Source organism: Pseudomonas sp. A214 (genome assembly GCF_900156295.1).
GTDB classification, from domain to species: Bacteria; Pseudomonadota; Gammaproteobacteria; order Pseudomonadales; family Pseudomonadaceae; genus Aquipseudomonas; species Aquipseudomonas rhizophila.
This window is the reverse complement of record NZ_LT707062.1, coordinates 2214646-2237882: the sequence shown is the minus strand read 5'-3', so window position 1 is coordinate 2237882 and position 23237 is coordinate 2214646. Positions and strand designations below refer to the sequence as shown.

Sequence of the window (23237 nt, the reverse complement as noted above, 5' to 3'; positions counted from 1 at the left end):
TACCCTACCCTAGCCACATCCCAACCATCACAAACATCAACAACCCTACATACACCCGCGCATGCAGCCGATCCGGTATCCGCCCGATCCATGGCGTTGCCAGGCGGATGCCCAGTAGCGCGCCGAGTGTGAGCACAACAAAGGCCAGCAAGTCTACGAAACCGACAAACCACGGGCCGAAGTCTGTCCCGGTGAAGCTGGCCAAGCCCATGTAGGTGACGGTGCCGGCCAACGCGACGGGCACGCTCAGTGGATTGGCCATCGACGTGGCCTGGGACATGCTCAGGCCACAACGGCGCAGCAGTGGCACGGTCATGACGCTGCCGCCGACGCCCAGCATTGTGGCGATGATTCCGATGGTTGTGCCGCCCAACGCGGTCTCCATTGGCGCCAAAGGGCGTAGGACGGCATCGCTGGCGCGTGTCAGAAAACCTCGCCGCAGCAGGCAGTCCAGGATGGTCAGGCCCAGGTAAGCCATGAAGGCGTAGCGGATAATCTCGCCATTGAGCCAAGTGGCGGCCGCTGCGCCGAAGACCGCCCCCAGCGCAATGAAACCGCCGAACGGCCACAGGTAATGACGAATCAGTTGACCGGCACGCTGGTGTTTTCCGGTGGCGACCAGGGCGTTGACGATCATGACGCAGGTCGAGGTGGCGACGGCAATGTGCATGGCCGATTCACCGATGGCGTCACCCGAGTGATGGGCCATCAGCATGCGATACATCAAAGGCACCACGACGAAACCGCCGCCAAAGCCGAACAACACCGCCGTTACGCCACTCAGGCAGCCGAAGCACGCAAGCAATACATAGAACATCGAGGCGAATCCGTGAAATGGGAGGCGCCCCACGTTAGATAAGCGAAGCTTGGCCCGCTCTAGCAAACAGGCCAATAATGTTTGCGTTTACGCCAATGATGAGTAGCCCCTCGATGCGCAACACTTCGATCGATTTATTGGATGCGATCCCCAGGGCTGTCGTCGCCATTGGCACCGACTACCCCCACGGACATTTACTGCCCTCGCACCATCATCGCCGGGCGCAGTTGCTGTATGGCGCCACTGGTGTGATGCACGTCCGCACCGAAGACGGTAATTGGGTGGTGCCGCCGCAACGGGCGGTATGGATCCCGCCCGGGGTTGCCCATGAGGTGCTGATGCTGGGGGTCAGCACGCGCAGCGTGTACATCGAACCGGCCGCGGTGACGGCCATGGACGCCCGTTGCCAAGTCATCAGCGTGTCGCCCCTGATGCGCCAGTTGCTGCTGGAAGCCGTGGAGCTTGCGCCGGAATACGACGAGGCCGGACGCGACGGCGCGCTGATCAATCTGTTGCTGCACGAACTGTTGCGCAGCACTCATTTGCCGTTGCACCTGCCACTGCCCAAGGACCCACGCCTGCTCGGCCTGTGCCAGGAGTTTCTGAAACGCCCCAACGCCCACGTCTCACCTGTGCAATGGGTGGCGCAGTTGCCTATCAGCCTGCGCTCGTTCAATCGGCTGTTCAGCCGGGAAACCGGGTTGAGTTTCAGCCAATGGCGACAACAGGCCTGTGTGATGTCGGCGCTGTCTCGATTGGTCGTAGGCGATTCGGTAACCCGTATTGCCCTGGATCTGGGCTACGACAGCCCCGCAGCGTTCTCCACCATGTTTCGTCGGGTGCTGGGTCACGCACCGAGTGCCTGGCTGGAAAAGACCACCGGTCATTGATCAAAAAAATGAGATTGATCAGGATTCAAAACAACTGTACAAAAACACAGTATTTTTTGAATCCACAGCTTTGGAGAACTCCCATGGCCTCGCTCGCAATCAAAACCACCCTGGAACGCATCGCTGTCTATCAATTCACCCCTGCCCACAGCGCGCAGGCTCGAGCCATGCTGGGCTGGAGTGTCGAGGAATTGTCACGGCAGTCTGGAGTCTCGACCCAGGCCATCCGGCGCTTCGAAGCGGGGGGCGAGCTACTTGATGTCACCCGCCTGGCCCTGGCCTTTCGGCTGGAAGCCGAAGGCCTGGTGTTCTTCCCGGGCTTTGCGCCTGGGCGCGGCATGAATATCAAAGGCGCCACGCCGGATCCGATGGGGCGGCCAGACTACGCAATGATCGAATGATCGATGCGTCGAGGGTCAGGCCATATCGGGCTGGTCTTGATAAGCCGAGGGTTCCACGTCCAGCCACCAGGCGCGGCCACGTTGCGGTTGCGCGAGGCTGAAAGCTTCACCCATTTGCGGGGTGGCAATGCAGACGTTGCGCTCCCAGGCCAGGGCCAGGATGCGATCGAAGGGTTCGTACCAGGCATGCATCGACAAATCGAACGTGCCGTTGTGGATCGGCAGCAACCAGCGGCCATTGAGGTCGATATGCGCCTGGAGGGTTTGCTCCGGTTGCATGTGGATGTGCGGCCATTCGACGTTGTAGGCGCCGGTTTCCATCAGCGTCAGGTCGAATGGGCCGTATTGCTGGCCGATGCGTTTGAACCCGTCGAAATAGCCCGTGTCGCCGCTGAAGAAGATTCGGGTGGCGCCATCGATCATCACCCACGAAGCCCATAACGTGCTGTTGCCGTCGAACAGCCCGCGACCGGAAAAGTGCTGGGAGGGTGTGGCGATGAATTCAATGCCGTCCACTTCGGTGCTCTGCCACCAGTCCAGCTGACGCACCTTGCTGGCGTCGATGCCCCATTTGATCAGGGTGTCGCCCACCCCGAGAGGGGCCAGGAAATGCCGTGTCTTGGCGGCAAGTTGGAGGATGGCCTGATGATCGAGATGGTCGTAGTGATCATGGGAAAGAATCACCGCTTCAATTGGCGGCAGCTGTTCCAGGCTGATGGGCGGCTGATGGAAGCGCTTGGGGCCAGCCCATTGCAGGGGGGAAGCGCGCTCGGAAAAAACCGGGTCGGTCAGCCAGAACTTGTCTCGCAGCTTGAGCAGCACCGTGGAATGCCCGAGGCGGAAGACGCTGTTGTTCGGCGCGGCCAGCAGGTCGGCGCGCGTCAGCGGTTGTACCTCGATGGTGCCCGCAGGACGGGTGTTGCGCGGTTTGTGGAAGATCATGTTCCACATGATGCGTAGCATCTGGCCGAGCCCTTGGCGCGGTGTAGGGGCGTGGTTACGGTACTTTCCTTGCTCCTGCTGGGATGAAGGAAGCACCGCAGGGCTGTCAGTCGAAGAAAAAATGGTCATGATGCGAAAACTCCAAGGACGTCGTCGCAATTGCGCTTCGCCGTTGTGGGACGCTAATGGCCGTTGCATGCACGCTCAGCCGCCTGATTGAAAACTACACTACTCGGTGTAGTTTGTAGATTGCAGCAATCCCGAGAGCAAGTAAACTGCCAAGTGTAACTTCCCTTCTCCAGATGATGATTAACCATGACCGTACCGCCGCAGCGCCTCACCGAGCGAAAACGCGAATCCATCCTCCAGGCCGCGATTGCCGAATTCCGTAGCAGCGGTTTCGAGATCACCAGCATGGACAAGATCGCGGCGACGGCGGGTGTGTCAAAGCGCACGGTATATAACCACTTCCCCAGCAAAGAGGAGTTGTTTGCGGAAATTCTGAATCGATTGTGGAACAGCATTACCGCCGAACAGGACATGGCCTACAGCCCGGAGCAGCCCCTGCGTGAGCAGCTTCGAAAGCTGCTGCAAGCCAAATTGCACATGCTGGCAGACGATAATTTTCTCGATCTGGCGCGCATCGCCATTGCCGCGACGATTCATTCGCCCGAGCGAGCCCAGGATATGGTTGCGCGCATGGGTCAGCGCGAAGAAGGTTTGACCGTGTGGATTCGCCAGGCCCAGGCCGACGGTCGGTTGAAAGCCGTGGAGCCGGCGTTTGCGGCGCAACAGATGCACGGGCTGATCAAGACGTTCGCCTTCTGGCCTCAAATTTCCATGGGCCAGCCGTGCCTGACCCAGGATGAACAGACTCAGGTGGTTGAATCGGCCCTCGACATGTTCCTGGCCCGCTATCAGGTCTGAGTGTCGCTACCACCGCAGAAACGGATTACGGCATCGATGGCTTGCTCACGAATTTCTCGTGCATCTCGGTAGTCAGGCAGTCGATGCGCTCGGTCAATGCCTTGGTCATTTCCGTCAGGCGGGTGTTCTGCTCCAACAACTCGAGCAATTGCGCCGTGTTCTGTGCTGCCTGGGCCTGGCGCTCACTGTTGGCAATGGCCAGTGCTTCGCGATGTTGAGCATCCGCTTCGGCTTGGGCCTTGTCCCGCGCGGCTTGGCGTGTCTGCGCCAGCAGGATCAGCGGGGCGGCGTAGGCCGACTGTAGGCTGAACGCCAGATTCAGCAAGATGAACGGGTAAGCATCGAAATGAACCACACCCAACATGTTCAGGCTTATCCAGATCAACACGATCAAGGTCTGCGCCCCCAGGAACATGGGTGTCCCGAAAAAACGCGCGAATGCCTCCGCGCGTAGCGCAAAGCGGTCATTACCAAAGGTCGGCCCCAAATGCGCGTGGGGACGATGAAAACGCAAGTGATCAACAGGTGCTGTGGAAGTGGGCTGCGACGATTCTGTCATCATGATGTTCTCTGCCTGAGGCTGGGGCTCAAGTCACTATACCGCCGGGAGATCCTCCTCGATTGAGCCATCAACGCCCTGTTGGACAAAAGTCAGTGCAAGCGCAGATTGCACCTGAGTTCATCGAACAATGTCACCACTGAGCGCAAGGCGCGACAGTCGGGCCGGGTCAGCAGCCAAAGGGCCGTGTCATACCCCACCAGCGGTTCGCCAATGGGGGTAAGGCCCTTGTTTTCGCCGATCAGAAAGTCCGGCAACGCCGCCACGCCCAGCCCGGCTCGAACCAACTCGGTGACCGAAAGCATGCTGTTGCAGCGATAGGCCGGCACCACGCCAGGAAGATGCTGACGGCGCCAAGCCACAGTGGGGTGATCGGGGAGAAAGTCATCCGGCGCGATCCAGGTCATGGCGGCCAGATCATCCGTATTTACCGAACGCAGATAGCGGGTGTCGGCACATACCCGATAAACCACATTACCCAGATGCCGCCCGACCAGATGTTCCGGCGGCGTACGGGTCAGTCGCAAGGCGATGTCGGCGTCGCGGCGGCTCAGGTTGGCAAAGTCGTTCGAGGTGCTCAGCTCAAGGAACAGCGCCGGGTAAGCAGGCATGAACCGCGCCAGGGCCGGCAGCAACAATGCTTGCAGGACCGAGTCAGTGCAGGTCAGGCGCACCGTGCCGCTGACGACCTCACCGCCCTGCTCCACCCCGATACGCGCCGCCTCCAACGCTTGTTCGGCGCGCTCGGCCTGCTCAGCCAGCGCCTGGGCCAGGCTCGTGGGCAAATACCCTGCACGGCTTTTTTCGAACAAGGGTTGGCCCAGGGCGGCCTCCAGCCGCCGTACCGAGCGGAAGACCGTGGACACATCCACGTGCAGCAAGCGCGCGGCTCGGGCCAGCGAACCGCCACGGACCAGCGCCAGGATCAGGGACAGATCGGGATAGTCCAGACGATAGTGCGTCGATGCATTGATCACTTGGGCAAATGCCAATATTGATTGCGTGAACGCCAATCTATAGTGGCGACCAGGAATCAACAAGCGGCGAGCCTCTCATGGAAAACCAGCGTTCTTTGCACATCGCCCTGGTCGGCGACTATGACCCTCAAATAACGGCCCATCGGGCCATCCCCATCGCACTCGAACTGGCCAGCAAGCAAACCGGTCATCACATTGGATTTCAATGGCTGGGCACCGACCTCATCACCGACAGCGCCGTCCTGAATGGTTTCGACGGGGTCTGGTGCGTGCCCGGCAGCCCTTACCGAAACGAAAATGGCGCGCTGCAAGCCATTCGTTTTGCCCGCGAACAGCGTCGCCCTTTCCTCGGCACCTGCGGCGGTTTTCAGCATACCGTGCTGGAATACGCGCGCAATGTGAAGGGCTGGGCCGACGCAGCCCATGGCGAAACAGCTCCCGAGGCTGAACGGGCACTGCTGACGCCGTTAAGCTGTGCGCTGATCGAAACCATCGACTGTCTTGAGCTTGACGCCGATTCGTTGATTGCCAAGGCCTATGGTCGCCTTAAGGTTTTCGAAGGATATCGGTGCAGCTTTGGGGTCAATCCACAGTTTGAGCGGGACTTGCTGAGTGACCGCTTGCACGCCGTGGCCCGGGATTCGGCTGGCGATTTACGGGCCGTGGAGCTGGCTGATCATCCTTTTTTTGTCGCGACCCTGTTCCAGCCTGAGCGCGCAGCGTTGGAAGGACGTGTGCCGCCGCTGGTCAGTGCGTTTGTCGAGGCTTGCCGGAGGACAGCATCATGAGCGCCCCGTATTACGCGGTGATTTTCACCTCCCTGCGCACTGAGGGGGACCAGGGTTACGCCCAAGCCGCTGAGCGCATGCTGACTCTGGTTCAAGAGCAGCCGGGCTTCCTCGGCGTCGAGTCGGCCCGTGGCGCAGACGGCTTGGGCATCACCGTGTCCTACTGGAGCAGCGAAGCGGCGATCCTGGCCTGGAAACAGCACCCCGAACACCGCGCAATCCGCGAACGCGGTCGCTCGACCTGGTACGCCCATTGCCACACGCGGGTGTGCAAGGTCGAACGGGACTATGCCTTCCAGCGCCAAACCTGATGCCAGCCTACAAAACCTGCTCGCGAAAGCGCTGGGCCAGCTTGCATCCATGCTGAATGTGCCGCCGTCATCGCGAGCAGGCTCGCTCCCACATTAGTTTTTCAGGGCTACCCGATTCGGTGTCCACCTCAAATCCCTTGTGGAAGCGGGCTTGCTCGCGAAAGCGCTGGGTCAGCTTGCATCCATGCTGAATGTGCCGCCGCCATCGCGGGCAAGCCTTGCTCCCACAGTGGTTTTTCAGGGCTATCCAATTCGGTGTTCACCGCAAATCCCTTGTGGGAGCGAGCCTGCTCGCGATTGCGGCAGATCAGCTTGCATCAGTGTTGAATGTGCTGCCGCCATCGCGGGCAAGCCTTGCTCCCACAGTGGTTTTTCAGGGTTAACCGATTCGGTGTCCACCTCAGACCCCTTGTGGGAGCGAGCCTGCTCGCGATTGCGGCAGATCAGCTTGCATCAGTGTTGAATGTGCCGCCGCCATCGCGGGCAAGCCTTGCTCCCACAGTGGTTTTTCAGGGCTAACCGATTCGGTGTTCACTTCAAATCCCTCGTGGAAGCGGGCTTGCTCGCGAAAGCGCTGGGTCAGCTTGCATCCATGCTGAATGTGCCGCCGCCATCGCGGGCAAGCCTTTCTCCCACAGTTTTTTTTCAGCCCATTCATAGTCGGCGTGGCTTTAGCCTTCCACCAACTGACGCACTGCAACAATCTCCGGCAGGTCGCTACGGGCCATGTAAACCCGCAACGGTTCGGTGAGGTTGATCCGGTCGTCGATGTTCTGGTCCAGCAGCAACTGGATGCGCTGGCGACTCAGGGCCATGGTGCCGTCTGCCACCGGAGTCCAGACAAATTCGCAGGTGGGGATGATGCCGTCGTCGGCCACGTCCATGCCAAAGGCATCTTCGCTGAAGCGCACGATGTACTGGCCGGTTTTGCGGTTCAGGCCGACAAAACCCTTGAGCTGGTCGGCGGCCTGGCAGATGAATGTCGAAGTGGTGCGCATGGTAAACCTCATGGATGCGTCCCGCAGGACGTCTGATCGATGGTTTACACGCAGGGCAAGTGGATGCTGTCTTCGGGTTTCCCTCTGCCGGGGAAACTGGTGCGGCCAAGCGTACTGCAAAGCAGCCTGAAAAAGCGTGGGAAAAATCTGCTTTGCGCATTTTTATGTCGGTATAGCGATAGCGCCAGGAACGTTCAGTTGTTAAAAGATAGGTCTTTGCGAAACCCACGAAAGGATCTCGAGCATGCCTGTCACCTTCACCCGTAGTGCCCTGATGCTGAGCCTGCTGCTTGGCTTCGGCCAGACACAGGCCGGCGAAGCCGCGCCCCCCAAGTCCCTCGCGGCCCTTCAGGGCATTCCTCACCCAGCGGTGATCGCCCACCGCGGCGCCTCGTTTGACGCGCCGGAAACCACCGCCGCGGCCTACAAACTGGCCCGCGACCTGGGCGCCGACTACTTGGAACTGGACCTGCAACGCAGCAAGGACGGCGTACTGTTCGTGCTGCACGACGACAGCCTGCTGCGCACCACCGATGTCGCGACCAAATTCCCCGAGCGCAAGGACAGCACCGCCAACGAATTCACCATGGCGGAACTCAAAACCCTCGATGCCGGCAGTTGGTTCAACACCGCCTACCCGGACCGCGCCCGCCCGTCGTTCGTGGGCCTGAAAATCCTCACCCTCGACGAAGTCATCAACATCGCCGAAGGCAACCCGCTGCACAAACCGGGGCTGTACATCGAAACCAAGGAGCCGAAGCTGTTCCCCGGCATCGAGCGCGACTTGAAGGATAAACTGCATGACCGCGGCTGGTTGAGCCCGTCGGGCTCCAAGCTCGCCAAACGCGCCACCGGTGTAGGTCAGGGCAAAGGCAAGGTGGTGTTGCAAACCTTCGAAAAGAGCAGCCTCGAACTGCTGCAAAAAGAAATGCCGAACGTGCCAAAAGTCCTGCTGTTGTGGGTGGGCGATGGCTACATCGAGGCCAAGTCGAAGGTGACGTTTGCCGAGTCCGGCGAAACGGACAAGGCGGCCTATTACGCCAAACAGCAGCCCAAGGACAACGCCGAGTTTGAACAATGGGTTCAATTCGCCAAGGCACAAGGCGCTATCGGCACCGGGCCGTCCGCCGCGTTGACTCAAGGCGGCAGCCAGAGTTATTCGGATCTGGTGCAGCCGTGGATGAACCAATACACCCATGACCAGGGTTTGTTGGTGCACGTTTATACGGTTGATGAAGCGGTGGACTTCAGAAAAGTGCTGGAGGCCGGAGTGGATGGCATCTTTACCAACCGCGCCAGCGAACTGCTCAAATACTTGAAGCGTCCCGAAACAGGCAGCGTGGCGCAGGTGCTGGAGAACAACGGTTACTGAATTAAGGGTGAATTAAGTTGCCACAGTTAATCTGAACCCACTTAAACGACACACCCCTTAATCACAGCAAGGAAAGAACACATGAAAACTTTGACTGCCCTGTTCACCGCCGCAGCCCTGACCCTCACCGCCGGCCTGGCCCAGGCTGATGTTCGAGTCGACCAGATTCCTGAGTTGGTCAAGAGCGGAAAAATCAAGCCGCTGGAAGAGATGAACCAAGCAGCCCTGAAGTTGCACCCAGGCGCAACCATCACCGACACCGACCTGGATAACCACTTCAACGGTTATGAATATGAAGTTGAACTGAGAATGGCCGATGGCACAGAGTGGGATGTAGACTTTGACGCAACTACCGGCAAAGTCCTGAGCGACAAGCAAGACCGTTAATTGGTCACTAAAATGAGCCGCGCAACCTCAGGGTTGCGCGGCTTTTTTGCATCTATCGACAACTACCGCTAACGACCGTCGACCGTCAGGCACTCAACCGCGCCGTCACTTCATTCAACTGCCCTGACAAACCGTGCAGGTTCCGACTCGCGGCTTCGGTGCGCTGTACATTGTCCAGGTTAGTGCTGGCGATGCAGGTGATTTCGGTCAGGTTGCGCGAGATGTCTTCAGCCACCGAGGTCTGCTCTTCTGCGGCAGTGGCGATCTGACGATTCATGTCGCGAATCGCTTCCACGGCCTGGGTAATGCGTTCGAGCATCACACCGGCCTGAGTCACCTGCTCCACACTTTCTTCACTGCGCGACTGACCGCTCTCGATGGCCTGGGCTGCATCCACCGCACCGGTTTGCACGGTCTGGATAATCTGGTTGATCTCGATGATGGACGAGGCGGTGCGCTGGGCCAGACTGCGCACCTCATCGGCAACCACCGCGAAACCGCGTCCAGCCTCGCCAGCCCGGGCCGCTTCGATGGCAGCGTTGAGGGCCAACAGATTGGTCTGCTCGGCGATACCGCGGATCACTTCCAGCACCTTGCCAATGCGCCCGCTATCGGTTTCCAACTGGCGGATGACTGTGGCCGTGTTGGCGATTTCACCGCGCATGCGGGTGATGGTATGAATGGTCCCTTGCATGACCTTCTCGCCCTGCTGCGCCGAGTGATCGGCGTCATCGGCGGCCTGTGCCGCGTCGGCGGCATGGCGAGCGACTTCCTGGGCGGTGGCGGACATTTCGTTCATCGCCGTCGCCACCTGGTCGGTGCGTTCGAATTGCTCGCTGGTGCCTTGGCTCATCAGGCTGGCGATGGCATTAAGCTCGCCGCTGGCACTGTCCAGTTCCGTGGCACTGCGCTGCAGACGCGAGAAGGTTTCGGCGAGAAAGTCGCGCAGGGTATTGGCGGCCAGCGCCAGGTCACCCAATTCGTCCTGCCGGTTGCTGACTACCCGCTCGGCGAAACGGCCGCGACTCAGTTGGGTCACGTATTCGATCAGGTTGCGGATCGGCTGCACCAGGTTGCGATTGACCAGCCACAGGCTGAACAGCCCGATCAGCAGGCCGGAAACCAGCATGATCACGGTGCCCAGCATAATCGTGCGATCGGCACCGGCACTGATCTGCGCCGATTGTTCGCCGGCAAGTTTGCGCAACTCCACCACCAGCGCACTCATTTGCTCGCTGGCCGCGCGGTCCACACCTTTGACCGCCGCATCACCCGCCGCCGCATCGCCGCCCGCCGTCACAAACGCATCACGGCCCTTCTGGTAGGCCGCACCCAATTGACGGTGTTCGTCTCGCAGACCCTCGATCCGAGTCTTGATGGGTGTCGCAACCCCTTCAAGGGCGATCAACTGGCCAAGAATACCCTGGACATCATGCTGGCGATCTTCGAACTGCTTCCAGTATTTAGCCAGGTCTGCCGGCTGCTTGCCGCGCAGCAGAACGTTTTTCCATTCCTGGACCTGCACCTTGAATTGCAGGTTGGCCTCATCGATCAACTGCGACGCACGCAACGGGCCATCGATCAGGTTGCGATAGTTCTGGACGCCGTTGGAGAGGAAATGGAAAGACGCCAGGGCAATCAGCAACATCGCCAGCAGGCTGCCACTGAGCAAGGCGAGAATCTGCGCTCTCAGGGATTTTTGTAGAAACATGGAGGGAAATCTCTTGAAAAGAAGAAAGAGCCAAGCTCACGGACGACACGTCCCGACCTCCATGTTCGTGGTTTGCAGTGTCGCAACCGAATGCGGGATATGTACAAGCCATCGACCCGCCGTGCGCATTCTTGAGCCTTCGCGACGACCGGTAGCAGGCGTTTGATGATTGGACATGTCCTGTCCAGACAAGCCCTTTTGTCGCCGCAACGGAACTTAAAAGTCTTTTTGTCATTTCTTCTGCTGTATCCTGCCCAAGCTTTGTAAAAGCGCGGATCTACCAGATCTACCAACAGACTTTGCGAGGAGCGCGATATGCACGAGATTCCTAATCTCCCCTTCCCTAGCCTGCACGAAACTGAGCAGACGACCACGCTACAAGCCGGGGGGCAACCAGACGCCCAGCAACCCGAGCCCAAAGAAGCCACTGAACGCCGCCAGGCCGACAGCGAAGACTGATTCACCCGCACGACCAGACCGTGTGGAAAGCGCTAAGATGCGCTTTCCACACTGCCTGAATCCTGAGCCCCCCATGACCGATGACCCTACCTTCAGCGAAGCCCAAGCCAGCGTCCTGATCGGCACCGCCGAAAAGATGGTCGATATCTGGACGCGCCTTTCCCCAGAGAAACAAGCCGCCCTGCTGGCACGATTTGGCACTGAAGAAAACGCCCTCGCTGCATTGGTCACCACACACCTGGTGGCCGGACAAGACGACACCCCAGCGCCATCCGGCAAATAGTTTTACTTTTCCACGCTTCACGGTCGCAGGCACCGCTATCATAAGCAGCCTATCTATCCTGCTGCTCCGTGGACTCTTTACCCATGCCAGATACCCAGCGCCCCTTGGCGGTCACGCTGCAAGTCGTTTCCATCGTTCTGTTCACTTTCATTGGCTACCTGAATATCGGCATTCCCCTCGCCGTGTTGCCCGGGTTCGTCCACGGCGAACTGGGTTTTGGCGCGGTGATCGCCGGGTTGGTAATCAGCGTCCAGTACCTGGCCACCCTCCTCAGTCGTCCTTATGCCGGACGGATCATCGACAACCTGGGGAGCAAGCGCGCGGTCATGTTCGGCCTCGCCGGTTGCGGGCTGAGCGGTGTGTTCATGCTGGCGTCTGCCTGGACGTCAAACCTACCGACGCTGAGCCTGATCAGCCTGCTGATCGGCCGCCTAGTGCTGGGCAGCGCCGAAAGCCTGGTAGGCTCGGGATCGATTGGCTGGGGCATCGGCCGGGTCGGCGCGGCGAATACCGCCAAGGTGATTTCCTGGAACGGTATCGCCAGCTACGGCGCGCTGGCGATTGGCGCGCCGTTGGGGGTGTGGCTGGTGAAATCCCTGGGGCTGTGGAGCATGGGCGTCAGCATTATTTTGCTGGCGTTGCTGGGGCTGGCGCTGGCCTGGCCGAAAACGGCGGCGCCCATTGTCACTGGCGAACGGCTGCCTTTCATGCATGTTCTCGGACGCGTCCTGCCCCATGGCTGCGGCCTGGCCCTGGGCTCCATCGGTTTTGGCACCATCGCCACGTTCATCACCCTGTATTACGCCACGCAGCAGTGGGACAACGCAGTGCTGTGCCTGAGCCTGTTCGGCGCCAGCTTCATCGGCGCGCGCTTGCTGTTCGGTAATTTGATCAACCGCCTGGGCGGCTTCCGGGTGGCGATTGCCTGCCTGTCGGTGGAAACCCTGGGGTTGTTGTTGCTGTGGCTGGCGCCGGATGCGCACTGGGCCTTGGCCGGCGCGGCATTGAGCGGCTTCGGTTTTTCCCTGGTGTTCCCGGCGCTGGGGGTGGAAGCGGTCAACCTGGTACCCGCCTCCAGCCGTGGCGCGGCGGTGGGCGCCTATTCGTTGTTCATTGACTTGTCCCTGGGGATTACCGGGCCGTTGGCCGGTGCGATTGCCGCAGGTTTCGGTTTTGCTTCGATCTTTTTGTTCGCCGCGCTGGCGGCCTTGGGCGGGTTGTTGCTGAGTCTCTACCTGTACCGCCAGGCGCCGAAGTATCGCCAGGAGCGGGAGAAAAACTAGAAATCCACCTTGCCGCGCCCGGCTTTGATCGAACCGCGCTTGGTCTTGGATTCCAGGCGACGTTTCTTCGAGCCCAGGGTCGGTTTGGTCGGACGGCGCTTCTTTTCGACCTTGGTGGCGTTGAGGATCAGCTCGGTCAGGCGTTCCAGGGCATCGGCCCGGTTCTGTTCCTGGGTGCGGTATTGCTGGGCCTTGATGATCAACACGCCGTCGCTGGTGATGCGACTGTCGCGCAGCGCCAACAACCGCTCCTTGTAGAAATCGGGCAAGGACGAGGCCGCAATGTCGAAACGCAAGTGCACGGCGCTGGACACCTTGTTGACGTTCTGCCCGCCGGCGCCTTGGGCACGGATGGCCGTCAGCTCGATCTCGGCGTCCGGGATGTGCACAGTGTTGGAAATTGCCAGCATGGAAAAAGAGGTCCGGTATCAGGACCCACAGAATACCGCGAATCCCCAAGACAGCGACCAACCCTTGTGGGAGCGAGCCTGCTCGCGATAGCGGTGGGTCAGCTTGCATCAATGCTGAATGTGCTGGCGCCATCGCGAGCAGGCTCGCTCCCACAGGGATCAGCATGAGTCTGAATACAACAAACCCGGCCAAGTGCCGGGTTTGTTGTATTTCAAGGACGCTTACTTGGCGGCAGCGGCCACAGCCATGTCCTGCCGGGCACTGCGCTTGTTCTTGATCAGGTAGCACACCCACATGAACACCACCCACACCGGAATCGCGTAGACCGATATCTGGATGCCGGGAATCAGCAGCATTACCCCAAGAATGAACACCACGAACGCCAGGCAGACATAGTTGCCGTACGGATACCACAGCGCCTTGAACAGCGGTGTCTGGCGGGTCTGGTTCATGTGCTGACGGAACTTGAAGTGCGAATAGCTGATCATCGCCCAGTTGATCACCAGGGTCGCGACCACCAGCGACATCAACAACTCCAGCGCATGCTGCGGGATCAGGTAGTTAAGCAGCACCGCCACCAGCGTGACCGCAGCAGAAGCCAGGATCGAACGCACCGGCACGCCACGCTTGTCGATCTTGGCCAGGGCCTTGGGCGCATCGCCCTGTTCGGCCATGCCCAGCAGCATGCGGCTGTTGCAGTAGGTGCCGCTGTTGTACACCGACAGCGCGGCGGTCAGCACTACGAAGTTGAGGATGTGCGCCGCCGTATTGCTACCCAGCATCGAGAACACCTGCACGAACGGGCTGCCGCTGTAGGCATCGCCGGAGGCATTGAGTGTGTTCAGCAGGCTGTCCCATGGGGTCAGGGACAACAGCACCACCAGGGCACCGATGTAGAAAATCAGGATCCGGTAGATCACCTGGTTGATGGCCTTGGGGATCACGGTTTTCGGTTTGTCCGCCTCGGCAGCGGTGAAGCCAAGCATTTCCAGGCCACCGAAGGAGAACATGATGATCGCCATCGCCATCACCAGACCGCTCACGCCGTTGGGGAAGAATCCACCATGGGCCCACAGGTTAGTCACCGAAGCTTGTGGGCCACCGTGACCGCTGACCAGCAGATAGCTGCCCAGGGCAATCATGCCGACAATTGCCACGACCTTGATGATCGCGAACCAGAACTCGGCCTCGCCAAAGACTTTGACGTTGGCCAGGTTGATGACGTTGATCAGGACGAAAAACGCTGCCGCCGAAGCCCAGGTCGGGATGTCCGGCGCCCAGTAGTGAATGTACTTGCCGACCGCGGTCAGTTCCGACATGCCCACCAGGATGTAGAGAATCCAGCAGTTCCAGCCCGACAGGAAGCCGGCAAAACCGCCCCAATACTTGTGGGCAAAGTGACTGAAGGAGCCGGCCACTGGCTCCTCGACAATCATCTCGCCCAACTGGCGCATGATCATGAAGGCAATGAAGCCGCAAATGGCGTAACCGAGGATCATCGACGGGCCGGCTGACTTCAGCACCCCCGCCGAGCCGAGGAACAGGCCTGTACCGATCGCGCCGCCGAGGGCGATCAGTTGAATGTGTCGATTTTTCAGGCCGCGTTTCAGCTCGCCTGAATGCGTATTTTCTACAACGGTCATGCGTCACCTATTTGTTTTTATCTGTGACGAAATCGAACCCGACACGCTCGTGGCGTGGCGGAGTGAACAAGGCGGATAACCTTGAAAATGCGTGGGTACGCGAAGGGTCACAGTAAAACGCGGCGCATTGTACACCGCTGCCCCACTGCGACCAGACACCCGCGCACCCCGTACTTCAGGTCTGCCGCGCATCTGACCCGTCCCGCCGGTTTGAAACAAGCGCTGCAAAGTGTCGGAAACCCCGTCAAACCGACCTTCTCGGCAGTTTTTTCTTACAGCGCAGCCAAACGCCGGTATAGACCGATTTGATAGGCAAAAATCGTCAGCATTTCTTTACAAACCGTAACGCAAACTTTCCGTGTGGGAATTTTCTGTAAGCTGACTGCAAATTGACGGTAGCTAGCTACCTAAGCAAAAAACTACACAGCCAACTGTTTTTGAATAACTAATTTCTTCGGTAAAAATGGAATAAAAAGTTCAAACGAAAAAAAATAAATTATTTTTTTGCATTCCAAAAAACCCTCGACTAGGTTTTCAGCGACTTGCCAAGGCGTCGTGCCGGCAGGTTTTGCGCAGCCGCTTCCGGTCAGTTCTCCATCGCGGAATCGACTTCGCAATTTTCCGTAAAAGTCATCTAGGAGATTCACTATGCAAGCACTGGACAAAGACTTGGAAACCGAACTGCAACTGGACGAATGGTTTGAAGCACCGACCCACGAAGCCGCAGTTGAAATGATGCAAGCCGACGCCGTTGTTCCGTTCGGCACGGCGATGTGGCCTCTGTAAGCATCGCCCGGCGGAGGCGATCCGGCCGGTCGGCTCCGCCACTTTGCAGATTTCAGGGAAGCCAAACACCACTGTCAGGGAAGAATAAGCATGGACACACAACGAGCCATCTCACATTTCCTTTACTACCTTGAACATCATCCCGCCCTGGCCGGCATCCAGCCAGCCAAGGTGTTGCTCGGCCATACCGCCGACTACGAAGCACTGACCGGGGCTATTGCCGAACAGGCTGGCAGCGGTTCACCCTTCCGGTTCAGCACCATGCGCCTGGACCTTGAACCCACGGAGCGACTGTCCAAGGCGATTGCCGACAGCGATCTGTACATTTTCTTCTACGACTCTTCCACCCTGCCCAACCCACGCCCCGACGGCCCGGACTTTGTTCGCGCGTTGCAAGGCGTGATGGCGGACAACTGGAAGAAATCGCTGCTGTTCAAGGACTACGGCGATTATTTCTACGACACCTTCAGCGTGATTCCTCAGCGCATCGCCGGGCTCAACAGTCACCTGATCCGGCGCATGTCCCAAGCAACGACGTTGAGTTTTCAGGATGACCACGGTTCGTATTTCGATACGGCCCTCAACAGCGTCAAGAAATGGACCGACATCAACGGTGTTGGCAACTACGACCTGGCACCCGGCGAAATCGCTACCCACAGCGACACCATTAACGGTCAGGTGAAGTTCGTCGGCACTTTCCTGAGCACCATCCCGTTCGCCCGCAAATACGGCGTACTGCAATCGCCGCTGGAGTTGTGGATCGAAGACTCCACCATTCAGAAAATCGCCAGCGATGTGCCGGGCCTGGAACACGACTTCAATAAATACCTGGACGCCAACCCGTCCAACCGGCGTATCGAGGAACTGGGCATCGGCACCAACGAAGGGGTCAAGAGCCTCTATGCCCGCAATGCCGGTTTCGAGGAGCGCCATTGCGGCCTGCACCTGGGGCTGGGTGGCGGGGCCAAGGGCAGCCATCATCTGGATCTGATTTTCGAGAGCGGTGTGTTGGCGTTGGATAACGAGCCGATGTTTGATGGGCGGTTTGTGCTTTAGGGGCAGCTTCAAGCGGCAAGCTTCAAGCGGCAAGAAAAGGCGGGCGACCTTGGGATGGTAATGGGGCTGCTGGCCCCATCGCGAGCAGGCTCGCTCCCACAGTTGATCTTTGGTGAATAGACAATTTGTGGTCGACACCGCCCCAGTGTGGGAGCGAGCCTGCTCGCGATGACGGGCGACCTTGGGATGGTAGTGGGGCTGCTGGCCCCATCGCGAGCAGGCTCGCTCCCACAGTTGATCTTTGGTGAATAGACAATTTGTGGTCGACACCGCCCCAGTGTGGGAGCGAGCCTGCTCGCGATGACGGGCGACCTTGGGATGGTAGTGGGGCTGCTGGCCCCATCGCGAGCAGGCTCGCTCCCACAGTTGATCTTTGGTGAATAGACAATTTGTGGTCGACACCGCCCCAGTGTGGGAGCGAGCCTGCTCGCGATGACGGACTCACCAGCACTGCATCACTAAAGCCAGACAAAAAAAACGCCAACCCAACGGTTGGCGTTTTTTCTTGCGACTTGCAGCTAGAACCTCACAACTGCCTCACTCCGGCTTACGACGCCCAAACCCCGGACGCTGCCCCGAACCCGCTGGGGCACCGCGACGTTTGCCCGATGGCGTGTCGCGGTCGACCAGGACGATGCCCGGGCGCTTTTTCGCTGCGGGTTTGGCCGGACGCTTGGTGTCGGCCGGGCGATCCGCCACCGGCGTACCACGACCGGCCGGAGCACCGCGACCTTCGCCGCGCTCGGTACGACCGTTGGCCGGACGTGGCGTGCGCGGGCCGCGTTCGCCGTCCTGACGTGGCGCAGGCTTGCGGGCCGGGCGTTCGCCTTCGATCTGCGGCTCGCGGGACGGACGCGGACCTGCGGCCGGGCCATCAGCGGCAGGACGCAGCGTACGCACGCGCTCGGTCTTGCCCATCGGACGCGAGGATTTACGCTGCATGCGCTCCAGCTTGTCCTTGCTCTTGGCGGTCATCTGCGGCATCGCTACCGGCTTGAGGCCGACTTCGGCCGCCAGGATGTCGACTTCGTACTGGCTCATTTCGCGCCAGCGGCCCATCGGCAGGTCGGAGTTGAGGAACACCGGACCGAAACGCACGCGCTTGAGGCGGCTGACCACCAGCCCCTGGGATTCCCACAGGCGCCGTACTTCACGGTTGCGGCCTTCCATCACCACGCAGTGGTACCAATGGTTGAAGCCTTCGCCGCCCGGAGCCTGCTTGATGTCGGTGAAACGCGCCGGGCCGTCTTCCAGCACGACGCCGGCCTTCAGGCGCTCGATCATTTCGTCGTCGACTTCACCACGTACACGCACGGCGTATTCGCGGTCCATCTCGTAGGACGGGTGCATCAAGCGGTTGGCCAGCTCACCGTCGGTGGTGAACATCAGCAAACCGGTGGTGTTGATGTCCAGGCGACCGATGTTGATCCAGCGGCCTTCTTTCGGACGCGGCATTTTGTCGAACACGGTCGGACGGCCTTCCGGGTCGTCACGGGTGCAGATCTCGCCGTCGGGTTTGTTGTACATGATCACGCGGCGCACCGTTTCGGCGGCCTCTTCGCGCTTGATCACCTTGCCATTGATGGTGATGGCGTCATGCATGTCGACACGCAGGCCCAAGGTGGCATCTTTGCCGTTGACCTTGATCCGGCCCTGGGTGATCCAGGTTTCCACGTCGCGGCGCGAGCCGACGCCGATACGGGCGAGGACTTTTTGCAGTTTCTCGCCTGCTGGGCCGATTTCCTGGCTGTCGTTCTGGTCTTGGTCTTTCATTCTGGGCACCTCCCGGTGTGGTCGGGTCAGGCGTGGCCTGACACTTTGAAAACGGGTCTATGACGAAGGGATCGCCAAAGGGTCGCGAATCATACGCTCGTTAAGGCATTTGCGCATCAGAGACTAGCTGATCGACGAACCTTCAGCGCTTTTTCCGCCGACCGGTGGCGCCCAGTTTGATCAGGCGCAGGGCCGCTTCGGCCAACACCGTGCGCTTGTCATCCTTGTCGAGTTTCTTCCAGGCCTTGATCTCGCGCTTGCTGCGGCCACAGCCGATGCAGATGTCGTCGTCGAACTTGCAGAGGCTGATGCAGGGGTCTTTGGTGGAACTCATGGTGCACCGCATGACTTAATGTGGGAGCGAGCCTGCTCGCGATAGCGATTTCACCTTCAAAAATGATGTTGGCTGACAGACCGCCATCGCGAGCAGGCTCGCTCCCACAATGGGGCGGCGCTGTGTCAGCCGTGATCAATCGTCGAACTGGCGTCGTTCGTTTTCAATCGCTTCGGCCAGGGCGCGGGCTTCGGCTTCTTCATCGCTGAGCTCAGGCTCGGGTTCGCGTGGTTCGAGCGCGGCCACGGCGGCCAGCAGTTTTTCCCGGGCCGCGGCTACGCCAAGAATGTCTTCTTCTGGTTCGGGGTCAGGTTCGACCTGAAGTTCAACTTCGCTGCCCGGTTGCGCGGGTTCATCCATTTCGCCTTCAGACCCCGGCCCCTCACGCAGCAGATCGTCGAAATCGGTCTTGAGCCCCTCCTCCATGGTGTCCAGTTCCAGCAACAACGAATGGAAACTGGTTTCTTCCTTGGGTTCCTCCGGCTCGGCGCTGGCGTCGGCCAGCTCTTGCAAGCTTTGGGGCACCGGGGCGTCGTCGAATTCCAGCATCGGCTCGGGTTCCAGCTCCCGCAGTTCGGCCAGCGGCGGCAGGTCGTCGAGGTTCTTGAGGTTGAAGTGATCGAGAAAGGCCTTGGTGGTGGCAAACATCGCCGGTTTACCCGGCACGTCGCGATAGCCGACGACCCGGATCCACTCGCGCTCAAGCAGCGTCTTGACGATGTGGCTGTTGACCGCCACGCCCCGCACATCTTCGATTTCACCTCGGGTGATCGGTTGGCGATAAGCGATCAATGCCATGGTTTCGAGCATGGCGCGGGAATAGCGCTGAGGACGCTCTTCCCACAGACGCCCGACCCAGGGCGAAAACTTCTCGCGGATTTGCAGGCGGTAGCCGGAAGCCACCTCCTTGAGTTCGAACGCCCGCCCCTCGCAGGACTTACCCAGGAGCGCCAGGGCTTTCTTGAACACGGCCGGCTCGGGCCGCTCGCCTTCTTCGAAGAGTTCGAACAAGCGCTCCATCGATTGCGGTTTTCCCGAGGCCAACAGGAAAGCTTCAAGCAACGGCGCCAGCTCGCGGGGTTCAGTCAGATTCATTGATTTGCTCGTTATTCGGCTCGTGCCCGCACGTGGATCGCTGCGAACGGCTCATTCTGCACCAGCTCGACCAAGGATTCCTTGACCAATTCCAGGACCGCCATAAACGTCACCACCACGCCCAGCCGCCCTTCCTCGGCGGTGAACAGCTCGACGAAGGGCACAAAGCCGCCGCCCTTGAGCCGCTCCAGCACATCGCTCATGCGCTCGCGGGTGGACAGGGCTTCGCGGCTGACCTGGTGACTTTCAAACATGTCGCCCCGGCGCAGCACCTCGGCCATGGACATCAGCAACTCTTCGAGGCTGACATCCGGGAGCAATTTACGTGCTCGCGCCTCGGGTGCATCGAGCTTGGGCACCACCACATCGCGCCCGACCCGGCTCAAGCCATCGATGCCTTCGGCCGCCACCTTGAAGCGTTCGTATTCCTGCAGGCGGCGGATCAGTTCGGCGCGCGGATCGTCTTCCTCCTCCTCGATCTCTGCCGAGCGTGGCAGCAGCATTCGCGACTTGATCTCGGCGAGCATGGCCGCCATCACCAGGTATTCGGCCGCCAGTTCCAGGCGCACCGACTGCATCAACTCGACGTAGCCCATGTACTGGCGGGTGATTTCCGCCACGGGGATGTCGAGGATGTTGATGTTCTGTTTGCGGATCAGGTACAGCAGCAGGTCCAGCGGGCCTTCGAAGGCTTCAAGGAATACCTCCAGCGCATCCGGCGGAATGTACAGGTCCAGGGGCATTTCCATGACCGCCTGGCCATAGACCATGGCGAACGGCAGCTCTTGCTGAGCGCCGGCCTGGCTGTCGGCGCTCTCAACGGCGGTTTCCACTGCGGACACTCAGGCCTCGACCAGGAACGGGGCTGGATCGCCGCAACCGATACGCACCACTTGCGGCTCGCCATCGGCCAGGTTGATCACCGTGGACGCCTTCATCCCGCCGAAACCGCCGTCGATGATCAGGTCGACCTGATGCTCGAGCAATTGGCGCATCTCGTAAGGGTCATTCATCGGCTCCGTCTCGCCGGGCATGATCAAGGTCACGCTCATCAGCGGTTCACCCAGCTCGGCCAGCAACGCCAGGGCAATGGGGTGGCTGGGCACCCGCAGGCCGATGGTGCGTTTTTTCGGGTGCAGCAACAGCCGCGGGACTTCCCGGGTGGCGTTGAGAATAAAGGTGTAAGGCCCAGGGAGGTGGGCTTTGAGCAGGCGGAAGGTGCCGGTGTCGATCTTGGCGAACAGGCCCAACTGCGACAGGTCGCTGCAGATCAGCGCAAAGTTGTGCTTGTCATCCAGCTGACGCAGGCGTCTTACCCGCTCTACAGCGTTCTTGTCGCCGATCTGACAGCCGATGGCGTAGGAAGAATCGGTGGGATAGACCACCACACCACCGCCCCGAATGATTTCCACCGCCTGTTTGATCAGGCGCGCTTGCGGGTTTTCCGGATGAATCTGGAAAAATTGACTCACGTGTTCTACCTGTTCAGACGGTGGCGGTAACGGGATCATGTTTGAATCTACACCATAGTGGTGGCAGATCTTCCGGCAACGGGCGATATTCGCCTATCTCGGACCAGCCTCCAGGGCCATGAAAATCACTGCCGGCGGTCACCAGCAGGCCGAACTCACGGGCCAGAATCGCCAGGCTGCCGACCTGCTCGGCAGGCTGATGGCCATTGACCACCTCGATGGCGTGGCCCCCTGCTTGAATATAGTCGGCCACCAGGCGGCGGCGCTTGCTGCGGGTGAAATCATAGTGCCACGGATGCGCCAGGCTGACCCAGGCTCCGGCGGATCGCAGGGTTTGGACGGTCTCTTCCAGGGTCGGCCAGTGTTGCTTGACGTCCCCGAGCTTGCCGGCTCCCAGCCATTTGCGAAACGCTTCGGCGCGGTCCTTGACGAAACCTTCGCGCACCATCCAGTCCGCGAAGTGCGGACGGGCCGGGGCGTTGCCACTGTCGCCCAGTTCCTGCTGGATCTGCCGGGCGCCCTCAAGCGCACCAGGCATGCCCTTTAGCGCAAGCTTGCGGCTGATCTCCTCGGAACGTAGCCAGCGGCCGTCGTGCAGTTGCGCAATGGCCTGGACCAGTGACGGCGCATTTACATCAAAACCGTAACCCAGCACGTGAATAGTCGCGCCGCCCCAGGTGCAGGACAACTCGACCCCGTTGACCAGTTGCATGCCCAGCGTCGTCGCCGCGCTACGGGCCTCGTCGAGGCCTTCGAGGGTGTCGTGATCGGTCAGGGCCAGGACTCGCACGCCGTGCTCGAACGCCCGCGCCACCAGAACCGCAGGCGCCAGGGCGCCATCGGAGGCCGTGCTATGGCAGTGCAAATCAACATTCACGAGAGTTTGTTACCTCAAATCAGCTGGCCCTATCGCGGCCAAGGATGTTTGTTATTATGCCGCCACATCCTGCTTCTGGCTGCCACTGTGAAACAATTCATCGACTTCATCCCGCTTCTGCTGTTTTTCATCGTCTACAAACTTGACCCACGGACCGTCGACATTGCCGGTCACTCCTTGACTGTAGGCGGTATCTACAGCGCCACCGCGATGCTGATCATCAGTTCGCTGGTGGTCTATGGCGCCCTGTTCGTGGCCCAACGCAAGCTGGAGAAAAGCCAGTGGCTGACCCTGATCGCCTGCCTCGTCTTCGGCAGCCTGACCCTGGCCTTCCACAGCGAAACTTTCCTTAAGTGGAAAGCCCCGGTGGTCAACTGGCTGTTCGCCCTGGCGTTTATCGGCAGTCACTTCGTCGGCGATCGCCTGCTGATCAAGCGCATCATGGGCCACGCCTTGAACCTGCCGGACGTCATCTGGACCCGGCTCAACATCGCCTGGATCGGCTTTTTCCTGTTCTGCGGCGCCGCCAACCTGTTCGTCGCGTTCACCTTCCAGAGCTACTGGGTCGACTTCAAGGTCTTCGGCAGCCTGGGCATGACGCTGTTGTTCCTGATCGCCCAAGGCATCTACCTGTCCCGTCATCTGCACGATGCCGACACCACCACGCCAAAAACCGAGGACTGAC

27 protein-coding genes are annotated in these 23237 nt (G+C 60.0%); 13 read left to right on the top strand and 14 right to left on the bottom strand.

The window, feature by feature from the left end; all coding sequences use genetic code 11:
- Positions 1–4: 4 nt before the first annotated feature.
- Complete coding sequence (locus tag BW979_RS10055) at positions 5–817, bottom strand: sulfite exporter TauE/SafE family protein (protein ID WP_076383735.1); 813 nt, start codon at positions 815–817, stop codon at positions 5–7.
- A gap of 113 nt (positions 818–930) precedes the next feature.
- On the opposite strand from BW979_RS10055, the gene BW979_RS10050 reads away from it, so the two are divergent.
- Positions 931–1707 carry an AraC family transcriptional regulator gene (locus tag BW979_RS10050; RefSeq protein WP_047228796.1) on the top strand — a complete coding sequence of 259 codons (777 nt, stop codon included), beginning with the start codon at positions 931–933 and terminating at the stop codon, positions 1705–1707.
- An 83-nt stretch (positions 1708–1790) separates the two neighbouring features.
- A complete protein-coding gene (locus BW979_RS10045) occupies positions 1791–2108 on the top strand; it encodes a helix-turn-helix domain-containing protein (RefSeq protein WP_047228797.1) in 318 nt (105 codons plus the stop codon).
- Positions 2109–2123: 15 nt separating this feature from the next.
- On the opposite strand, the gene BW979_RS10040 is transcribed toward BW979_RS10045, so the two are convergent.
- On the bottom strand, positions 2124–3179 hold the full coding sequence (locus BW979_RS10040; RefSeq protein ID WP_076383734.1) for an MBL fold metallo-hydrolase: 1056 nt from the start codon (positions 3177–3179) through the stop codon (positions 2124–2126).
- Positions 3180–3365: 186 nt separating this feature from the next.
- Between BW979_RS10040 and BW979_RS10035 the strand changes: the two genes are divergently transcribed.
- Positions 3366–3977 (top strand): TetR/AcrR family transcriptional regulator, encoded by a 612-nt coding sequence (locus BW979_RS10035; protein WP_047228799.1) that lies wholly within the window; start codon positions 3366–3368, stop codon positions 3975–3977.
- A 25-nt stretch (positions 3978–4002) separates the two neighbouring features.
- Here BW979_RS10035 and BW979_RS10030 read toward each other — a convergent pair whose 3' ends face one another.
- Together BW979_RS10030 and BW979_RS10025 are read right to left on the bottom strand one after the other, a co-directional pair.
- Positions 4003–4536, bottom strand: a complete 534-nt coding sequence (locus BW979_RS10030; protein ID WP_047228806.1) for a DUF1003 domain-containing protein — start codon at positions 4534–4536, stop codon at positions 4003–4005.
- Between the two features lie 92 nt (positions 4537–4628).
- Positions 4629–5576, bottom strand: coding sequence for a LysR family transcriptional regulator (locus BW979_RS10025; RefSeq protein ID WP_076383732.1), 948 nt, complete (start codon positions 5574–5576; stop codon positions 4629–4631).
- A gap of 14 nt (positions 5577–5590) precedes the next feature.
- Between BW979_RS10025 and BW979_RS10020 the strand changes: the two genes are divergently transcribed.
- Together BW979_RS10020 and BW979_RS10015 are read left to right on the top strand one after the other, a co-directional pair.
- The gene (locus tag BW979_RS10020) at positions 5591–6301 is read left to right on the top strand and encodes a CTP synthase C-terminal region-related (seleno)protein (RefSeq protein ID WP_076383731.1); all 711 of its coding nucleotides are present in this window, start codon (positions 5591–5593) and stop codon (positions 6299–6301) included.
- Entirely contained in the window at positions 6298–6612 is a 315-nt protein-coding gene (locus BW979_RS10015) for an antibiotic biosynthesis monooxygenase family protein (RefSeq protein ID WP_076383730.1), read from the top strand. The genes BW979_RS10020 and BW979_RS10015 overlap by 4 nt, the downstream gene beginning before the upstream one ends.
- 671 nt (positions 6613–7283) lie before the next feature.
- Here the strand turns inward: BW979_RS10015 and BW979_RS10010 are convergent.
- Entirely contained in the window at positions 7284–7610 is a 327-nt protein-coding gene (locus BW979_RS10010) for a DUF2025 family protein (RefSeq protein WP_076383729.1), read from the bottom strand.
- A gap of 244 nt (positions 7611–7854) precedes the next feature.
- Between BW979_RS10010 and BW979_RS10005 the strand changes: the two genes are divergently transcribed.
- Together BW979_RS10005 and BW979_RS10000 are read left to right on the top strand one after the other, a co-directional pair.
- Positions 7855–8982, top strand: coding sequence for a glycerophosphodiester phosphodiesterase (locus tag BW979_RS10005; RefSeq protein WP_047226969.1), 1128 nt, complete (start codon positions 7855–7857; stop codon positions 8980–8982).
- Positions 8983–9063: 81 nt separating this feature from the next.
- Positions 9064–9369 carry a PepSY domain-containing protein gene (locus BW979_RS10000; RefSeq protein ID WP_047226970.1) on the top strand — a complete coding sequence of 102 codons (306 nt, stop codon included), beginning with the start codon at positions 9064–9066 and terminating at the stop codon, positions 9367–9369.
- Positions 9370–9454: 85 nt separating this feature from the next.
- Here BW979_RS10000 and BW979_RS09995 read toward each other — a convergent pair whose 3' ends face one another.
- Positions 9455–11080: a methyl-accepting chemotaxis protein gene (locus BW979_RS09995; protein WP_076383728.1), complete on the bottom strand. Its 1626-nt coding sequence runs from the start codon at positions 11078–11080 to the stop codon at positions 9455–9457.
- Positions 11081–11395: 315 nt separating this feature from the next.
- Between BW979_RS09995 and BW979_RS27590 the strand changes: the two genes are divergently transcribed.
- The 3 genes from BW979_RS27590 (at position 11396) to BW979_RS09985 (ending at position 13105) form a co-directional block, all read left to right on the top strand.
- Complete coding sequence (locus BW979_RS27590) at positions 11396–11539, top strand: hypothetical protein (protein ID WP_172833788.1); 144 nt, start codon at positions 11396–11398, stop codon at positions 11537–11539.
- Positions 11540–11576: 37 nt separating this feature from the next.
- On the top strand, positions 11577–11822 hold the full coding sequence (locus tag BW979_RS09990) for a hypothetical protein (protein ID WP_076383727.1): 246 nt from the start codon (positions 11577–11579) through the stop codon (positions 11820–11822).
- 83 nt (positions 11823–11905) lie between these two features.
- Positions 11906–13105: an MFS transporter gene (locus BW979_RS09985; RefSeq protein ID WP_047226973.1), complete on the top strand. Its 1200-nt coding sequence runs from the start codon at positions 11906–11908 to the stop codon at positions 13103–13105.
- Here BW979_RS09985 and arfB read toward each other — a convergent pair.
- Together arfB and BW979_RS09970 are read right to left on the bottom strand one after the other, a co-directional pair.
- Positions 13102–13515, bottom strand: coding sequence for an alternative ribosome rescue aminoacyl-tRNA hydrolase ArfB (gene arfB / locus BW979_RS09980; protein WP_047226974.1), 414 nt, complete (start codon positions 13513–13515; stop codon positions 13102–13104). The genes BW979_RS09985 and arfB overlap by 4 nt on opposite strands.
- A gap of 222 nt (positions 13516–13737) precedes the next feature.
- Positions 13738–15159: an amino acid permease gene (locus BW979_RS09970; protein ID WP_047226975.1), complete on the bottom strand. Its 1422-nt coding sequence runs from the start codon at positions 15157–15159 to the stop codon at positions 13738–13740.
- Positions 15160–15807: 648 nt separating this feature from the next.
- Here BW979_RS09970 and BW979_RS27585 point away from each other — a divergent pair.
- Positions 15808–15945, top strand: a complete 138-nt coding sequence (locus tag BW979_RS27585) for a hypothetical protein (RefSeq protein WP_003178782.1) — start codon at positions 15808–15810, stop codon at positions 15943–15945.
- A 90-nt stretch (positions 15946–16035) separates the two neighbouring features.
- Positions 16036–17001, top strand: a complete 966-nt coding sequence (locus BW979_RS09965; RefSeq protein ID WP_076383726.1) for a leucyl aminopeptidase — start codon at positions 16036–16038, stop codon at positions 16999–17001.
- A 537-nt stretch (positions 17002–17538) separates the two neighbouring features.
- Here the strand turns inward: BW979_RS09965 and rluB are convergent.
- From rluB to BW979_RS09935, 6 genes are all read right to left on the bottom strand, one after another.
- The gene (gene rluB, locus BW979_RS09960) at positions 17539–18774 is read right to left on the bottom strand and encodes a 23S rRNA pseudouridine(2605) synthase RluB (protein WP_076383725.1); all 1236 of its coding nucleotides are present in this window, start codon (positions 18772–18774) and stop codon (positions 17539–17541) included.
- Between the two features lie 142 nt (positions 18775–18916).
- Positions 18917–19108, bottom strand: a complete 192-nt coding sequence (locus BW979_RS09955; protein WP_047226978.1) for a DUF1289 domain-containing protein — start codon at positions 19106–19108, stop codon at positions 18917–18919.
- 135 nt (positions 19109–19243) lie between these two features.
- Complete coding sequence (gene scpB / locus BW979_RS09950; protein WP_076383724.1) at positions 19244–20203, bottom strand: SMC-Scp complex subunit ScpB; 960 nt, start codon at positions 20201–20203, stop codon at positions 19244–19246.
- Between the two features lie 11 nt (positions 20204–20214).
- Positions 20215–20913: a segregation and condensation protein A gene (locus BW979_RS09945; RefSeq protein ID WP_160893268.1), complete on the bottom strand. Its 699-nt coding sequence runs from the start codon at positions 20911–20913 to the stop codon at positions 20215–20217.
- Positions 20914–21045: 132 nt separating this feature from the next.
- Positions 21046–21675, bottom strand: a complete 630-nt coding sequence (locus BW979_RS09940; RefSeq protein WP_047226981.1) for an L-threonylcarbamoyladenylate synthase — start codon at positions 21673–21675, stop codon at positions 21046–21048.
- Between the two features lie 13 nt (positions 21676–21688).
- The gene (locus BW979_RS09935) at positions 21689–22552 is read right to left on the bottom strand and encodes a PHP domain-containing protein (protein ID WP_047226982.1); all 864 of its coding nucleotides are present in this window, start codon (positions 22550–22552) and stop codon (positions 21689–21691) included.
- An 87-nt stretch (positions 22553–22639) separates the two neighbouring features.
- On the opposite strand from BW979_RS09935, the gene BW979_RS09930 reads away from it, so the two are divergent.
- Positions 22640–23236, top strand: a complete 597-nt coding sequence (locus BW979_RS09930) for a septation protein A (protein ID WP_076383722.1) — start codon at positions 22640–22642, stop codon at positions 23234–23236.
- Position 23237 lies beyond the last annotated feature (1 nt).

Excerpts from the sequence above, each read along its gene's own strand:
- BW979_RS10055 (WP_076383735.1), bottom strand. The coding sequence starts at position 817 with ATGTTCTATGTATTGCTTGCGTGCTTCGGCTGCCTGAGTGGCGTAACG.
- BW979_RS10050 (WP_047228796.1), top strand. The coding sequence starts at position 931 with ATGCGCAACACTTCGATCGATTTATTGGATGCGATCCCCAGGGCTGTC.
- BW979_RS10045 (WP_047228797.1), top strand. The coding sequence starts at position 1,791 with ATGGCCTCGCTCGCAATCAAAACCACCCTGGAACGCATCGCTGTCTAT.
- BW979_RS10040 (WP_076383734.1), bottom strand. The coding sequence starts at position 3,179 with ATGACCATTTTTTCTTCGACTGACAGCCCTGCGGTGCTTCCTTCATCC.
- BW979_RS10035 (WP_047228799.1), top strand. The coding sequence starts at position 3,366 with ATGACCGTACCGCCGCAGCGCCTCACCGAGCGAAAACGCGAATCCATC.
- BW979_RS10030 (WP_047228806.1), bottom strand. The coding sequence starts at position 4,536 with ATGACAGAATCGTCGCAGCCCACTTCCACAGCACCTGTTGATCACTTG.
- BW979_RS10020 (WP_076383731.1), top strand. The coding sequence starts at position 5,591 with ATGGAAAACCAGCGTTCTTTGCACATCGCCCTGGTCGGCGACTATGAC.
- BW979_RS10015 (WP_076383730.1), top strand. The coding sequence starts at position 6,298 with ATGAGCGCCCCGTATTACGCGGTGATTTTCACCTCCCTGCGCACTGAG.
- BW979_RS10010 (WP_076383729.1), bottom strand. The coding sequence starts at position 7,610 with ATGCGCACCACTTCGACATTCATCTGCCAGGCCGCCGACCAGCTCAAG.
- BW979_RS10005 (WP_047226969.1), top strand. The coding sequence starts at position 7,855 with ATGCCTGTCACCTTCACCCGTAGTGCCCTGATGCTGAGCCTGCTGCTT.
- BW979_RS10000 (WP_047226970.1), top strand. The coding sequence starts at position 9,064 with ATGAAAACTTTGACTGCCCTGTTCACCGCCGCAGCCCTGACCCTCACC.
- BW979_RS09995 (WP_076383728.1), bottom strand. The coding sequence starts at position 11,080 with ATGTTTCTACAAAAATCCCTGAGAGCGCAGATTCTCGCCTTGCTCAGT.
- BW979_RS27590 (WP_172833788.1), top strand. The coding sequence starts at position 11,396 with ATGCACGAGATTCCTAATCTCCCCTTCCCTAGCCTGCACGAAACTGAG.
- BW979_RS09990 (WP_076383727.1), top strand. The coding sequence starts at position 11,577 with ATGCGCTTTCCACACTGCCTGAATCCTGAGCCCCCCATGACCGATGAC.
- BW979_RS09985 (WP_047226973.1), top strand. The coding sequence starts at position 11,906 with ATGCCAGATACCCAGCGCCCCTTGGCGGTCACGCTGCAAGTCGTTTCC.
- arfB (WP_047226974.1), bottom strand. The coding sequence starts at position 13,515 with ATGCTGGCAATTTCCAACACTGTGCACATCCCGGACGCCGAGATCGAG.
- BW979_RS09970 (WP_047226975.1), bottom strand. The coding sequence starts at position 15,159 with ATGACCGTTGTAGAAAATACGCATTCAGGCGAGCTGAAACGCGGCCTG.
- BW979_RS27585 (WP_003178782.1), top strand. The coding sequence starts at position 15,808 with ATGCAAGCACTGGACAAAGACTTGGAAACCGAACTGCAACTGGACGAA.
- BW979_RS09965 (WP_076383726.1), top strand. The coding sequence starts at position 16,036 with ATGGACACACAACGAGCCATCTCACATTTCCTTTACTACCTTGAACAT.
- rluB (WP_076383725.1), bottom strand. The coding sequence starts at position 18,774 with ATGAAAGACCAAGACCAGAACGACAGCCAGGAAATCGGCCCAGCAGGC.
- BW979_RS09955 (WP_047226978.1), bottom strand. The coding sequence starts at position 19,108 with ATGAGTTCCACCAAAGACCCCTGCATCAGCCTCTGCAAGTTCGACGAC.
- scpB (WP_076383724.1), bottom strand. The coding sequence starts at position 20,203 with ATGAATCTGACTGAACCCCGCGAGCTGGCGCCGTTGCTTGAAGCTTTC.